The sequence below is a fragment of the Amycolatopsis speibonae genome (genome assembly GCF_042647925.1).
GTDB lineage: Bacteria > Actinomycetota > Actinomycetes > Mycobacteriales > Pseudonocardiaceae > Amycolatopsis > Amycolatopsis speibonae.
This window is the reverse complement of record NZ_JBHRWK010000005.1, coordinates 115,311-129,726: the sequence shown is the minus strand read 5'-3', so window position 1 is coordinate 129,726 and position 14,416 is coordinate 115,311. Positions and strand designations below refer to the sequence as shown.

The 14,416-nt window shown below is 68.6% G+C and carries 12 protein-coding genes and 1 pseudogene; 4 read left to right on the top strand and 9 right to left on the bottom strand.

Annotated features, from left to right (window positions below; translation table 11 throughout):
• Positions 1-53: 53 nt before the first annotated feature.
• Both ACFOSH_RS02595 and ACFOSH_RS02590 read right to left on the bottom strand, forming a co-directional pair.
• Positions 54-866 (bottom strand): S1 family peptidase, encoded by an 813-nt coding sequence (locus tag ACFOSH_RS02595; RefSeq protein WP_378236971.1) that lies wholly within the window; start codon positions 864-866, stop codon positions 54-56.
• Between the two features lie 512 nt (positions 867-1,378).
• Complete coding sequence (locus ACFOSH_RS02590; RefSeq protein WP_378236970.1) at positions 1,379-1,699, bottom strand: hypothetical protein; 321 nt, start codon at positions 1,697-1,699, stop codon at positions 1,379-1,381.
• 351 nt (positions 1,700-2,050) lie between these two features.
• Between ACFOSH_RS02590 and ACFOSH_RS02585 the strand changes: the two genes are divergently transcribed.
• Positions 2,051-5,914: an nSTAND1 domain-containing NTPase gene (locus ACFOSH_RS02585; RefSeq protein ID WP_378236969.1), complete on the top strand. Its 3,864-nt coding sequence runs from the start codon at positions 2,051-2,053 to the stop codon at positions 5,912-5,914.
• Between the two features lie 240 nt (positions 5,915-6,154).
• Here the strand turns inward: ACFOSH_RS02585 and ACFOSH_RS02580 are convergent, their stop codons facing one another.
• The 3 genes from ACFOSH_RS02580 to ACFOSH_RS02570 all read right to left on the bottom strand — a co-directional run bounded on the left by ACFOSH_RS02580 (position 6,155) and on the right by ACFOSH_RS02570 (position 8,410).
• Positions 6,155-6,739, bottom strand: a complete 585-nt coding sequence (locus tag ACFOSH_RS02580) for a hypothetical protein (protein WP_378236968.1) — start codon at positions 6,737-6,739, stop codon at positions 6,155-6,157.
• Positions 6,740-6,847: 108 nt separating this feature from the next.
• Positions 6,848-6,976 carry a hypothetical protein gene (locus ACFOSH_RS02575; RefSeq protein ID WP_378236967.1) on the bottom strand — a complete coding sequence of 43 codons (129 nt, stop codon included), beginning with the start codon at positions 6,974-6,976 and terminating at the stop codon, positions 6,848-6,850.
• A 147-nt stretch (positions 6,977-7,123) separates the two neighbouring features.
• Complete coding sequence (locus tag ACFOSH_RS02570; protein WP_378236966.1) at positions 7,124-8,410, bottom strand: serine/threonine-protein kinase; 1,287 nt, start codon at positions 8,408-8,410, stop codon at positions 7,124-7,126.
• A gap of 10 nt (positions 8,411-8,420) precedes the next feature.
• Between ACFOSH_RS02570 and ACFOSH_RS02565 the strand changes: the two are divergent.
• A pseudogene (locus ACFOSH_RS02565) lies at positions 8,421-8,675 on the top strand (histone-like nucleoid-structuring protein Lsr2); the annotation flags it as partial.
• 33 nt (positions 8,676-8,708) lie between these two features.
• On the opposite strand, the gene ACFOSH_RS02560 reads toward ACFOSH_RS02565, so the two are convergent.
• The 4 genes from ACFOSH_RS02560 to ACFOSH_RS02545 all read right to left on the bottom strand — a co-directional run bounded on the left by ACFOSH_RS02560 (position 8,709) and on the right by ACFOSH_RS02545 (position 12,299).
• A complete protein-coding gene (locus ACFOSH_RS02560) occupies positions 8,709-10,034 on the bottom strand; it encodes a hypothetical protein (RefSeq protein WP_378236965.1) in 1,326 nt (441 codons plus the stop codon).
• Between the two features lie 241 nt (positions 10,035-10,275).
• Positions 10,276-10,527 carry a hypothetical protein gene (locus ACFOSH_RS02555; protein WP_378236964.1) on the bottom strand — a complete coding sequence of 84 codons (252 nt, stop codon included), beginning with the start codon at positions 10,525-10,527 and terminating at the stop codon, positions 10,276-10,278.
• 72 nt (positions 10,528-10,599) lie between these two features.
• Positions 10,600-11,382, bottom strand: coding sequence for an ABC transporter permease (locus ACFOSH_RS02550; RefSeq protein ID WP_378236963.1), 783 nt, complete (start codon positions 11,380-11,382; stop codon positions 10,600-10,602).
• Positions 11,379-12,299, bottom strand: a complete 921-nt coding sequence (locus ACFOSH_RS02545) for an ABC transporter ATP-binding protein (RefSeq protein WP_378236962.1) — start codon at positions 12,297-12,299, stop codon at positions 11,379-11,381. The genes ACFOSH_RS02550 and ACFOSH_RS02545 overlap by 4 nt, the downstream gene beginning before the upstream one ends.
• A gap of 146 nt (positions 12,300-12,445) precedes the next feature.
• Between ACFOSH_RS02545 and ACFOSH_RS02540 the strand changes: the two genes are divergently transcribed.
• Together ACFOSH_RS02540 and ACFOSH_RS02535 are read left to right on the top strand one after the other, a co-directional pair.
• Positions 12,446-13,591, top strand: a complete 1,146-nt coding sequence (locus ACFOSH_RS02540) for a sensor histidine kinase (protein WP_378236961.1) — start codon at positions 12,446-12,448, stop codon at positions 13,589-13,591.
• Entirely contained in the window at positions 13,588-14,238 is a 651-nt protein-coding gene (locus ACFOSH_RS02535) for a response regulator (protein WP_378236960.1), read from the top strand. The genes ACFOSH_RS02540 and ACFOSH_RS02535 overlap by 4 nt, the downstream gene beginning before the upstream one ends.
• The last annotated feature ends 178 nt before the right edge of the window (positions 14,239-14,416 follow it).

The following is a 14,416-nucleotide window of genomic DNA, read 5'->3' as shown; positions in this document are numbered from 1 at the left end:
TCCCCGCGTGTGAAGAGGGCCCCGGCAACAGGACGCTCGGGGACATGGAGGAGTTATGACGTCGCTTCCCACGCGGTCACCGCACCGCCGGTGACCTGGTCGATCCAGGTGCGATAGCCGGGGACGCTGTTGTAGATTCCGGGACCATTGAGGCAGTTGCTGCTGTTGTTGCCGGATCGGCTGGTGGCACCGGTCAGCTTACCGTCCAAAATGGAGGGTCCACCGGAATCGCCGTAGCAGGCACTGGTTCCAGGTGCGCCCTGGAAACAGATCTCCTTGCCTCGCTTGAAATCGGCGGTGCACCTGGAGTCCGCGGCGGTAGTGGTGTCCACCTCGCGAAGCTGTGGCGAGGCGCCACCGCAACCAGGGGTACCGCAGGTCTGACCGTGTCCGATCAGCTTGTTGACGGTGCCGACGGCCGGGCTGGAGGCCGCGATCTTGATCGGCGTGGCAGTGGCTGCTCTCGACAGCTTCACCACGGCGATGTCGTTCGCGCCAAGGGTCGCGCTCGCGGCGGTGATGAGCTCGCCGCCGGAGCCGGTGTTGATCGCGCCGATCCGGGCGGAGAAGCCGCCACCAGTGGAGCCCTGGACGCAGTGTTTCGCCGTGACAAGCCATTGCGGGGCGATCAGCGACGCTCCACAGAAATGACGACCATTGCGCTGCAGCGACGCGAAGAACGAATAAGGAGTCGTGACGACCTTGCCGCCGATGATGAAAGGTTCGATCGGCGGTCCGGCCGGTGATTCGGCCACAGCCGCAGGTCCGGCGAAGAGCGACCCGGCAACGAGGGCGGCGGCGATCATGGACATACGTCGGATCCACATGATTTTTCGGCCTCCTGTACAGAAAGGGGAGTCCAGCATGGGACGGGATTCAGCAGTGTCAGATCGATCAACACCCGACCGTAGTGCTCTGTAGAGTATCCGGTACCTCCCTTGGTACTGAATCGGACATACCATCGATGGGTGGGCAAAGGACAGCCGGCGGGTGCCCTACGGGCCCGACGCCCGGTTCGGTGACGAGCAGCCATCCGCACCCGCCGAACGGGGGCACCGTGTACGCCGCGCCTGTGTTCTTCATCGTCAAGGTGATGACCAACTTCATGCTTGGTTCGGCCCAGACGGGTAGTCCGTCCCCGTCGGCGTCGTGCTCGCCCTGGGCACCGCGGGGTGGTTGGTGCTGATCGGCCTGTTCGTTCTCGCGGTGGGCGTCCCGTCCAGACTGGCCCGGTTCATCCAGTGAGGATCGCCTTGATCACGAGGGTCCTCTTCTCCGGAGTCGTCGACGCGAAAGCCTCGTGACCTTCCCAGACAGATGAGCCGCCCGAGAAGGTCAGGAGGCTGGTATCGCGGTGTTTCACTGGCGAGGCTGTCGTTCAGCAGCTCGATGCTGTGACAGGAGCACCGTAGATCGGGTTCGCCGCTCCGGCGACCCAGACGTATGGCCTGATCGGCTTGTTGTCGAGCCAGGAGTCCCAGACGGGCCCGAACCAGCCTCCACCCGCGGCGATCGTCCGCGTCTCGTTCCAGGGGAATCGAGCGCCGACGCTGTTCTCCCGGCCCATGCTGATTGTGACTGGGCAACCTGAGAATTTGGCGTAGCCGACGCCGACCTTGCCAGGGCGGCCCGGGGTGCCCGTGATGTCACCGGTGATCGCGACCGGTATGAGAAGTCGTCGGGTCAGGGTCGTGCGCACGGATTTTTCCTGTCGGTTGTGATTTCGGGTCGGCCGCGCTGTTGTGCGGGAGCTCCGGTCGTGTGGCGGAGACGGCGGCCGGGCTCCAGGTCTAGCCCGCCGCTCGTGTCCGGTGTCGCTTCGCTCCGCACCGAACAACAGGTCCGGACAAACACTTCGGGATCGGGCCGGATCTCTACCTCTCGGCATGAGCGCATAGCCGCAGGACAGCCCCACTGCGACCGGAGAAGTGGCAGGAGCCCGATCGTGGCGTCGGCGCGTGATCGGATGTGCTTCGTTCGGGTTGTCCGCCGGATGGCCGACGCGCGGACGATGATCGTTTTGAGACCCTCGACAAGGGGAGGGGGAGCGATGCCGCGTGTGGAACAGCCGTTGCCGTCGGATGGCACGGTGCTGACGGAGTTCGCGCAGGCGCTGCGGGAAGTCCGGAGAGCTGCGGGGAAGCCGGCGTATCGGGCGTTGGCGGCGCGTGCGCACTACTCGTCGACGACGTTGGCCGACGCGGCGGGCGGCAAGAAACTGCCGAGCCTCGCGGTGACCCTGGCGTTCGCGAAGGCCTGCGGTGCGGACACCGACGAATGGGAGCGGCGGTGGCATACCGCCGCATCGACGCTCGCGGCCGAAGCACTGACGCGGACCCCGACGAAGGCGGGCCCTGGCGAGGCCGACGGTGCGGCGCCGTATCTGGGGTTGCGCGCGTACCAAGCCGGCGACGCCGCGCGCTTTCGCGGCAGGGAAGAGCTGGTGGCCCGGTTGCGTGACCTGGTCGCGGGACATCGTTTCGTGACTGTCGTCGGCGCGTCCGGCGCCGGAAAGTCCTCGCTGCTGCGCGCGGGTCTCGTCGCAGCGGCGGAGCAGGCGGGCCAGCCGGCCGTGGCGATCACGCCCGGTCCGCATCCGGTCGAGGAGATCGCGCTGGCCCTCGCCGCGGGAAACGGTGCATCGGCAAGGTCGTTGAGCCAGGACATCGCCGCCGATCCGGCGGGGCTGCACTTCGGCGTCCGGGAGTTGCTGGCCGTCCGCGAACCTGCGGGTGACCTGCTGGTGGTGGTCGATCAGTTCGAGGAACTGTTCACTCTCTGCCGGTACACCGCCGAGCGAGAGGCGTTTCTCGCGGCGCTGGTCACCGCCGCCTCCTCCGCCACCAGCCATACCAGGGTCGTCGTCGGGCTGCGCGCGGACTTCTTCGCGCACTGCTGTGCGCATTCCGACCTGGCGCAGGCGATGAACGACGCACAGCTCGTCGTCGGCCCCATGACCTCTGAGCAACTACGCACAGCCGTCACCGGGCCCGCCATCGATGCCGGGCTCAGCGTCGAGAGCGCCCTGCTGGCCGAAGTGCTCGCCGAGGCCTCCGGCGAGCCCGGCGCGTTGCCGTTGGTGTCCCACGCTCTGCTGCAAGCCTGGCGCCGTCGCCGCGGCACCGTGTTGACCCTGACCGGCTATCAGGCGGCCGGAGGGATCCGGCACGCGCTCGCTCAGACCGCCGAGACCGCGTACGACGATCTCAGTCCCGCTCAACAGGCCACCGCGCGTGATCTGTTCATCCGGCTCACTGCGTTGGGCGAGAACACCCAGGACACCAAACGACGCCTGCGACGACGCGAACTCGACAGTCACGACACCGACCTCGAGGCCGTGCTCGACAGTCTTGCCGCGGCGCGCTTGATCGTGCTTGACCACGACACCGTCGAGATCGGGCACGAAGCCCTCATCCGCGCGTGGCCGCGGCTGCGAGCCTGGCTGGAGGCAGACCGGGAAGAACTCCTGCTGCACCGCCAGCTCACCGATACCGCCCGCACCTGGACCGATCTCGAGCGCGACGACGGCGTGCTCTATCGCGGCACGCGACTGGCCAGGACCCGCGTGTGGCGGGACACCCACAATCCGGTGCTTCTGGCCGAAGAGGCCGCCTTTCTCCAAGCCAGCATCGCGGCACACGACAGGGAACGGGAAACAGAACTCCGGAGCGCCCGCCGGCTGCGGCGGCTGGTCGCCGTACTGGCCGCGTTGCTCCTGGTCGCCGCGCTCGCCACCGGCTACGCCGTGGAGTCCGGTCGCGCCGCGACCGAGCAGCGCGACACGGCTCTGGCCCACAAGGTGTTCAGCCAGGCCCAGCGGCTGCGTGAGACGAACCCGGGTCTCGCGCTGCAGCTCGAACTGGCGGCTCACCGGCTTTCGCCTCAGCCGGAGCTGCACGACGATCTCCTCAGCGGCGTTTCGGCTCCGCTGCCGACGCCACTGACCGGCAACGCGGGACAGATCACGGCCACGGCGGCCAGCCACGCCGGACATCTCTTCGCCGCCGCCGATCTGGACTCGAAAGTGGTGTTGTGGGACATCGCGAACCCGCGGCGCCCGGACACGCTGGCGACGTTGTCGATTCCCGAAAGCGCTGTCACCGCCACGGCGTTCGGTATGGACGGGAGAACGCTGGCGACAGGCAGTCTGTCGGGCGAGATCCGGCTGTGGGACCTCACCGAACCGCGGCAGCCGCGGCAACTGTCCGTGGTCTCGGCGCCGGATGCCGTGGCATCCCTGGCGTTCAGCCCGGATGATCGGACACTGAGTGCCGGTACCACGGCGAAATACGACCCGGATCCTTCCCGGCCGTCCCGAGACAACCTGGGGCTGTGGGACGTCCGGGACCGGGCACACCCGGCGCGGATGTCCTCGCCCCGATTCGGCTCGGACGTCATGGCCGCCGTTTTCACCGGGGAAGGCCGGGTTCTGGCCACCGGAGGCGGCGACGGCGTCCTTCGCCTGTGGGCCATGGGCGGCGCGGGGCCTCCAAGTCTCCTGGCGGAGAGGACCGCGAGGCCCGGTGCCATCTCCTCGATCGCGGTCAGCCCGAGCGGGAACATCCTCGCCACCGGTGACACCACGTCGGCGCAGCTGTGGGACATCACCGATCCGCTGCACCCGGCTGGTCTGGCCGTGCTTCCCGCGATCCCGCTCGGGGTGTCCAGCCTGGACTTCAGCCCGGACGGGCACACACTGGCCACCTCGGGCGATGACAAGCTCACCCGGCTGTGGAGCGTCGGCGAACCGGCGCGACCACAACAGGCTCTGGTCTTCGGCGGTCACGCGGGCAAGGTGAGCACCGTACTGTTCACCGCTGACGGGCGATCGTTCGCGACCGCCGGCGAGGACAAGGTCGTCCAGCTCTACGACGTGCCGGAACTGGCCTTCGCCGGCATGTCCGGCATGACGACGTCGGTCGCGACCGGTGCCACTGGCGTCGCCGCCTTCGGCGGAGCGGACGGGATCACACGATTGTGGGGCATCGGCGACCCCGAAGCCCCCAGATCGCTGGCGGAGTTGCCCGGGCACGCGCGACCCACTCTGGCTCTCGCCGTCAGTGGCGACGGACGGCTCCTGGCCACCGCGGACGCCGACGGCGTCCTGAACCTGTGGGACATCACCGATCCGCGGAATCCTTCGAAGAAGGCGACAACCTCCGTCGGCGGCACGTTCTCCTGGGTCACCTTCAGCGGTGACGCGCACTACCTCGCCACTTCGGACACGGTCCGCACCCGTCTCTGGGACATCACCGACACCACCCGGCTGCTTACGCTCGCGGCGCTGCCGGACTACAGCGGCGGCGGTGGTGCGGCGGCCTTCGCGCCCGACGGGAGAACGCTGGCGACCGACAGCAATGACAACTCAGTGAAGCTGTGGGACCTTTCCGATCGGCGACGGCCCGCGCTGCGGGCGAGCCTGAGCGGCCATCAGAAGTACATCGCGGCACTCGCGTTCAGCCCGGACGGGCGCACACTGGCCAGCGGGGGCGGCGACACCACAGTCCGGCTCTGGGACGTCGCCGATCTCCGGCGGGTGGGCGCGGGGACCGTACTCACCGGCCACACCGACAACGTCGTCAGGATCGCGTTCAGCCCCGACGGCCGGACGCTCGCCAGTGGCAGCAAGGACTCCACCGTGCGGCTGTGGTCCATGACCGGGCCCTTCACCGCCGGGCCGGCCGCCACGCTCAGCGGTCACACCAACGGGATCGACGGCGTCGCCTTCGGCCCGGACGGGTCTCACATCGTGGCAGGCGCGAGCGACGGCACCACGCGGTACTGGACCGCCGACTTCGACCAGGCCACCCGCCGGATCTGTGCGGTCTCCCCACCGCTCGGCGAGTCCGATTGGAAACACTACTTTCCCGGCATCGACTATCGACCGCCGTGCGAGAACAACGCGCGGGGTTGACCAGCCGCGGAGAGACACCCGCCGACGCCAGGCGAGGCGAGAACACCGAGCTCCGGAAACAACGCCGATCCGCTGTGACGGCGACCGCAGCCCTCGCCGGCTTCGGCCTCGCGGCGGGCACGACCGCCGCTGCCGCCACACACAAGATCGTCGGGAGTACCGGGGCCGGAACAGTCCTCGCCCTGGCGCTCCCGACGCTCGCTCGATGTGCTCTCTGCGCTCCTGCCGGCTACTCCGCGGCTAGCAGGAAAGAGATGTGTTGGAGCAGCTGATGAAGCCCGCTACGCCACTGAGAACGTCAGGAGCGAAAACCAGGTACCACAGCGTGCGGCCAGTCCCCGCAGGATATTCGTCTCCCCGCGCCGCGGCGTAGGTACGAAGATCGTAGTTGCCCCCGACGCTGCCCACATACGTCTCGCCGCTGACGCTCGGCTTGCTGTGCTGCCAGATCGCCTGTCCGGGCGGGGTGGTACTCAGCCGCGTACCGACGTCTAGGCAGGAAGACCCGTTGCCGATCTTGATGTCGTGGTCGCCGATGAACCCGGCGAACCCGCCCGTCTGGTCGATGATGAGCCACCATTTCGCATTCCCGCCGACCGGATCACCCCACACCGAGCAGAACCCGACGATGGAGTCGCCCGGATTGGCCGTGCCGACAACCTTTCCGGCGTATCTGGCGCTGGCATGTACCCACACACCTGCTGTCACGTTCGCAGACTGAGCGCCGCTAACCATGGTTTCGGCTGTGGCCTGCGTAAATGTGTTCAACGCGAGCCCGGTCAGCGCTGCGAGCCCGACGACAGCCGTCCTGAACCACCGTTTCATGTCTTCCTCTCCAACAGCCGCATGATGCGGGCTGCTGGGGACATGGCAGCTGACAAACGTTGTCCGTTGTCGCTCCTGCGACGCCGGACAACAAATGCCGGACAAATCTCAGTGGATCTTCAGAGGCTCGGCGAACTCCCGCAGGTGGCACTCGGGTTCGAACATCAGGGACTCGTCGAACTCGACGCCACGCAAGCTCGGCTGACTGTTGACGACCAGCAGTCCGCGACGTGGCACCGATGGAACGAGGTCGGCCAACGGTGAGCGAGCCTGCTCGAAGGAGTCTTCTACGCACCTGTGGTTCGTGGGAGCCGCACACGGAAGCTGTTGCCGACCATCGAACCGGCACCCCGCTCGTGGACCGTGCGGGGTGGGCTTGCGTCGCTACTCGACGGTCTTCTCGTCGGCTTTCTCGATCATGAGTGATCCGCCGCCCGCCGCGCCCGCGATGATCACGATCGCCCCGATGGGCGACCAGCGTCCCCAATTCCCAGGGAGCATGGTGAGGAGCCCCGCGTAGGCGAATGTCGCGGCCGCGCCGGCCAAGAGCATGATGGTGATGGCGAGCCAGCAGCTTTTGAGCGGGTGGCGCACCAGGTTCAAGGCGAGCAGGCTGCCGCTGAGTCCGCAGAAGAACATGGCCCCGAACAGATGTCCCACGTTGTCGAACGCGTCGGTTTCGCCGTTGGCGACTCGGCTGATCCCGATCATGCCGAGGACGGTGAGGGAGAACAGAATCATGAGTCCTGCGAACCATGCTGCGTTGCGGCCATGGTCCGGCGCCGTTGGTGTCGGTCGGGTGAGCTCCTTGGTCGGCTCTGGACCCGGCGTCGGAGTGATCGCCTTTGTGTCGGTGTTGAGCCGGGTCAGTACTGTGGCCACGGTGGGTCGTTGTGCTGGGTCCTTGGTCAGCAGGTCCCCGATGAGGCCGGCCAGCGGACTTCCGGCACGCTGGGACGGAGGAACCTGGTAGGTAAGGATGGCCGCCAGTGCCGCGGTGGGAGTGTCGCGGTGGAATGGCGAGTTGCCTTCAACACCCTGGTACAGGGTCGCGCCGAGGGAGAACAGGTCGCTGGCGGCCCCTGCTTTTCCTCCGTCCCATCGCTCGGGGGCCATGTACTCCACCGACCCGATCAGCGTCCCGGTTGCCGTGAGCGTGGTATCGGTTTCGTGGACCGCGATGCCGAAGTCGGTGAGCAGAATTTCCCCAGTGTCCGCGAGCAGGACATTGGCCGGTTTGACGTCGCGGTGCACGATGCCCGCGTCGTGTGCGGCGCCGAGTGCGAGCAGCAGGGCTCGTGCGATGTCGATGGCCCGGTCGGCCGGCACCGGGCCGTGTGCGCGCACGTGCTCATCCAGCGAGAACCCCGCGACCAGTTGCATGACGATCCACGGGATGTCGTTCTCGACCACCACGTCGTGGACGGTGACGATGCTCGGATTGTCGCGCAGTCTCGCCGCGTTGCGGGCTTCCCGTTCGGCGCGGCGCAGCCGGTCGGCGTGCTCGGCTGCGGTGATCGCTGTCGGTAGCCACACTTCCTTCACCGCGACATCGACGTCCAAAGTCTCGTCTCGTGCCCGCCAGACCCGGCCAAACCCGCCCGCGCCGAGCTTGCTGATGAGGCGATACCGCCCGACGACGAGATGCCCCGGCTCTGCCGATTGTGTCACGCATCGCAGTCTAGCCAGCCAGAACGCCGAGGAGCTTCGTGACGCACTGGCGCAGTACGTCGAGCACGCCCGTCGATCCGGTGGCCGTAAGCGCAGGGTAACTCCCGTGGTGGCCGCGGTTCCGGGGGCAGCCAATCCGACGACAGTGGTCGATCGTGAACAGAACCAGGCTATCCGTCTCTGGGCCCGGAAGAACGGGTTCGCCGTGTCCGATCGCGGGCGGATCCCGTCCGAGGTCGTCGAGGCGTACCCCAAGAAGCACTAGCCCACACGGGCGCGTGGTGGAGTCGGCGAGCTGTCAGGCTGCAATGCTGATGGCTACAGCTCCTTGGTCGAGCCATCCGCCCGGGGTGATGGTGTCCTTCGCGTAGACCTGGTTGGCCGAGTTCCGCAGTAGCAGCCGGCCTTGGTCGCTGATGGCGACCTGCGCCGCGGCCGCGCCTTGGTCGATCCAGCCGCCGGCGCCGAGGTGGTCTTTGGCGTAGACGTGGCTGTCCGGTGTCAGGATGAGGAGCCGGTTCGCGCCGAGCTTCAGTTGGGTGGCGGTGGCGTTCTGGTCGAGCCATCCGCCTGGCCCGGTGATGGTGTCCTTGGCGAACACGGCACCGTCTGTCCTGATGAACGCGACGCGTCCGGTCGAGCTCACTTCGACGTCTGTGGCGGTGTAGCAGTCGCTTTGCTGGATCCAGCCACCATTGTCGAGGTTGGTTTTGGCGTAGATCGCGCCGCACGGTGTCACGATGGCAACGCGGTCGAGGCCGACAGCGACATCGATGGCTTGCGCGCCCTGGTTGAGCCACGCTCCGACGCTGGTTATGTCGTCCTTGCCGTACACCCAGCCGTCCGGCGTGACGATGAACAGGCGGCCACCGAAACCAACGACGACCTTGCTGGCCGCGGCGCCTTGATCGAGCCACCCACCTGCGCCGAGGTGGTCCTTGGCGTAGACGCGGCCGGCAGGGTTGATGAGCGCGATGCGGCGACCGCCGACATCAACTGAGGGTGCCGCGGTGTTCTGGTCGAGCCAGTTCCCTCCGGCCAGATCGTCTTTGGCAAAGACCTGGCTGTCCGAGGTGAGCAGCGCGACCCGGTTGGGGACGAGGCCGCTGTGGACAGTCCCGAACCTCCACACGCGCAAGATCCAGCCCGCCGCCGGCGCGGGGACCGTGTTGTCGGCGCGGGTCACCAGCCCTGAACCTGCCGGCGAGTTCGATTGCACGATGTCGAAGCGGCCGTTGCCGTGATTGGTGATCACGACCATGGTGTGGGCGTGCGACCAGTCCTGGTCGTTGCCGTTCGCGTTGGTGTACTGGATGACGTCACCCGTGACCGCAGAACTCAGCGACACTTCTTGGGCGCCGGAGTTCCCATAGCCGCTGATGACCCCGCCGCCCCCGAAGGAGCCTCCGGCCTCTGCTACCCAGCGCTGCACGCTTTTGATGCATTCACCCGGCTGGTTCCACCCGGTCGGCCGGGACGTCCCCAGTTCCGCGAGCCCCGCGTCCGCCACGTCGGCATTGTCGAACGGCTGCACCGCATATGCGGTGCTCGTGAGGGTGACACTGCTCAAGATGACGAGCAATCCGGCCAGGATCGCGCCCACCTTCATACGTACACTGATCAAGGCTGTCCCTTCACGGGTACGACGTGGAACTCGCCGACGTGACCTGTCGAGTGGCAGTCGCCGCCCTCGCACAGGCCGTTACAGAGCTGACAGTGCATTCTGCGGTGCTGGCAACGAAGCATGTAGTCGCGGTATGGCCGATGACTTTCAGCCTGATGTGGAGTACATGACATCCGACCTCATTGCCCTGGGTGTCTGACGGCGACTTGGGCGGACCTGTTGCACCGGGCGGCTTCCGGGATCAGGCTGCCGCGGGCATCGATATCGGGCTCGACGGGGCCCGCGGCGCGTTCCGGGCGGCCGTCAGGTCAAGCCGAGAGGGGTCGACGAGATGCAGAGACACCGTGCCGACCGAATGGGGTCCGGTGGGTGGCGGCAGGGCGAACTGGAGCAGCCCCGCCGCCGGGGCGGCGTTGGCGGTGTGGATGGATCCCGCCACGCACAACGCGGTGGCAGCCAGGGCCGCGAGGCGTCCCGTGCGGCTCGTTTCCACATGCTCTCCTCGGGTCGTGATTGTCGCTGTCATTGACTTCGGGCCGTAGCCGCTGGAGTGCCGGCCCCCGGCTCAGACGTCGCGGTGGGTCAGGCGCCAGGCCGCCGCCGTGACGCTGACGGTGAGGTAGGTCAGGCAGACGACCAGGGCGAATCCGGCGGTCGGCCAGTCGGGGTCGCGGAACGTGGTCCAGGTCAGGCCTTCTGCTGCCGCAGGCGGAGCCCAGTGGATCAGGGCGGTGGAGCCGGTGGGGGAGACCGCCTTGAACACCATGGTGGAGAGGAACAGCAGCCCGGTGGTGAGTGCGGTCGCGCCCGCCGTGTGCCGGAGCAGGGTGCCGATCGCGGCGCCGAGGATCGTGACTGTACCCAGGTAGAAACCCTGGCCCAGCATCGCGCGCAGGACGTTCGGGTCGCCGAGGGTGACGTCCAAGTGCTTGCCGGCCAACACGAATTGCCCGGCGAAGAAAGCGGCGAACGCCAGCGCCTGCCCGATCACCAGTGACACGGTGCCGAGGACGACCAGCTTCGCCGCGAGAACCCGGCCGCGCCGGGGTGCCGCGGCGAACGTCGCGCGGATCGTCCCGGTGCCGTATTCCGCGGTGACGGCCAGGACGCCGAGCAGCCCGAAGGCCAGCTGTGCCACCTGGAATCCGCTGAATATCGTGAACACTGGATCGAACTCGGCGCGTGCGCGCGCTCCCCAGCCATCCCATGCTCCGACTGTCGAGCGGGCTTGCAGCACCGCGATCGCGATGGTCGCGACCGTGGCAACGGCGAGGATCAGCGGTGTCGACCGGACCGAGCGCAGTTTCGTCCACTCGGCGGCGAGCAGGCCGGTCGGGAACAGGGTCATCGGGCGTCCTCCCGGTGTGGCTCGGCCCGGTACTGGAGTTCGGGATCGGTGATGCGGCGGAAGACTTCCTCGAGCGAGGGAGCGCGCGGAGTCAGTTCGACAAGCGCGATGCCGTGCGTGGCAGCCACTGCGGCGATCTCGCCCGGGTCGAGACCTGTCACCGCCAGGCCCTGGCCGGGTTCCGGCGCCACCGTGGCCCCGCAGGCGGTGAGCAGCGCGGCGAGTGGCGTGTCACCGATGGTGCGAACCAGCACGTCGCCGCCGCCCGAGCGGACCAGCTCCGCCATGCCGGAGTCCGACAGCAACCGGCCACGGGCGAGGATCAGTACATGATCGGCGGCCAGCTGCATCTCGCTCATCAAGTGGCTGGAGATCAGCACCGTGCGGCCCTCGGCGGCCAGCGACCGGATCAGCCCGCGGATCCAATGCACGCCGTCGGGGTCGAGGCCGTTCACCGGCTCGTCGAAGATCAGGATCTCCGGGTCGCCGAGCAGGGCCGCGGCGATCCCGAGCCGCTGCTTCATCCCGAGCGAGAACCCGCCGACACGCCGGTGTCCCACGTCGGCGAGGCCGGTCACGCGCAGCACCTCGGCGACTCGGCCGCGCGGGATGTCGTTGGTCTGCGCGAGCCAGCGCAGGTGATCGCGGGCACGGCGGCCGCCGTGGACGGCGTTCGCGTCCAGCAGCGCGCCGATCTGCCGCAACGGCCGGTCCAGCCCGCGGTAGGGCCGGCCATCGATCCGCACGTGGCCGTGTGTCGGCGAGTCCAGGCCGAGGATCAGCCGGATGGTGGTCGATTTGCCCGCACCGTTGGGTCCGAGCAACCCGGTCACCCGTCCGGGCAGGATACTGAAAGTCAGGTGGTCCACCGCGTGGCGGCGGCCGTAGGTCTTGCTCAGCTCGTCGGCTTCGATCATCGGCACTCCCTTTCCGGTCGCTCCACCGTGCCGGGACGGCGGTGGCGCCGTCATCGCCGCACGGGCAGGCACCCTGCGGCGTATGCCCGTGGGCATACGTCCGGAGACTGACGCGCGCAGCGGTGCGGCCGGGCTACTGTCGGGCGATGGGGATCGACGTGCGACCACCGCTGCTCCGGCGGCTGCGGCCGGGACACTGGTTCGCGCTCGACTGCGTCGCGGCCGCCGCGGTCGCCCTGGGGTGGGGCGCCCCGCTGCTCGGCGGGCACAGCGACGCTGCGCCGGCGTCGCGGTGGGTCGGTCTGCTCGGCGCCACTGTCCTTGCCGTGCCGCTCCTGCTGCGCCGACGGTGGCCTTGGGCGGCGTTCGGGCTGGGCATCCCGGCGTTCGGGATGTCGCTGGCGACATCGGTGGTGCCGGTGGTGCCGTTCGCGTCCGTGCCGATGGCGCTGGTCGCGTATTCGGTCGCGACGCGGGATTCCCGCCGCGCGTACGCGGCGCTCGCGACGATCCTGGTTGTGGTCGCCGCCGCCGTGACGGTCTGGAATGGACAGTGGGTGACGGTGCTGCTCCCGGGTGCCGTCGTGGTGATCGGGTGGGGGGCGGGGATGTTGCGGGCGCAGTATCGCGGCTACCTGGAAGCCCTTGCGGCGCAACGAGAACGCGAAGCCGAGGCGCTGGTCGCCGACGAGCGCCTGCGCATCGCGCGGGAACTGCACGACGTCGTCGCGCACAGCATGAGTGTGATCACCGTCCAGGCCGACATGGGCCGGCTGGTGTTCGACCGCAAGCCCGCAGCCGCGGCCGCCGCGCTCGGCGTCATCGAGACCACCGGCCGCGAAGCGCTGACCGAGCTGCGCCGGATGCTGGGCGTGCTGCGGGACACCGGCTCGCGCGGCACGCTCGAACCGGCACCGGGCCTGGCCCGGCTGGACGGTCTGGTCGCGAGCACGGCGGCCGCCGGAATCAGTGTGGACGTCGTGGTGCGCGGCACGCCACGGCCGCTGCCCGCCGGCGTCGACGTCTCGGCCTACCGGATCGTGCAGGAGGCCCTGACGAACGTGGTCAAGCACAGCGGGACTCCGACGTGCCGCGTCACGATCGGCTATGGGCACGACTCGGTGCTGCTGATGGTCACCGACCACGGCCGCGGCGGCCCGCCCGGCCCCGGTGGGCACGGGCTGGTCGGGATGCGCGAGCGGGCCGCGCTGTGCGGCGGCGAGCTGCGCGCCGGGCCGGTGCCCGGCGGGTTCGAAGTCACCGCGCGGTTGCCGGACGGGGACCGCCGGTGATCCGGGTCCTCATCGCCGACGACCAGGCCCTCGTCCGGGCCGGGTTCCGCGAGATCGTCGGCTCGGCCGACGACCTCGACGTCGTCGGAGAGGCCTCGAACGGCGCGGAGGCGGTCCGGTTGGCGGCGGCCCATCGGCCCGACGTCGTCGTGATGGACATCCGGATGCCGGAACTCGACGGCATCGAGGCAACCCGGCGGGTCGTCGCGGACCTGACCGGGGTGCGGGTGCTCGTGCTGACCACGTTCGACCTGGACGAGTACGTGTTCGCGGCCCTGCGCGCCGGTGCGAGCGGCTTCCTGCTCAAGGACACCCCGTCCGCCGAGCTACTGACGGCGATCCGGGTGGTCGCGGCCGGGGACGCGCTCCTGGCCCCCGGCGTGACGCGCCAGCTCATCGCGGAGTTCGCGGCCCGGCCCGCCCGGCCGTCCCCGCGCGCGGACCTGCTCGTCGCGATCACCGCGCGGGAACGGGAAGTCCTCGCCCTGATCGCGGCCGGACTGTCCAACGCCGAGATCGGGCTGCGACTGCACATCACCGCCGGGACCGCAAAAGCCCACGTCGGGCACCTGATGCTCAAACTGGCCGCGCGCGACCGCGTCCACCTGGTGATCCTCGCCTACCAGGCCGGGCTCGCCGCGACGTGAGCGACGAATGGACATGAATTCCCATGGTTTACCGGTTACCAGGGTTCCGCGCTAGCGATCTTCGGTCGCGCGTCCCATCTGTGTTGAGATTCAGGCGGCCCGCGTTCACCCAGGCCTGCTCGATATGGCTGGCGAGGCACTGGCGTGTCGATGACATCGTTCTCAACCCGCGAAGTCC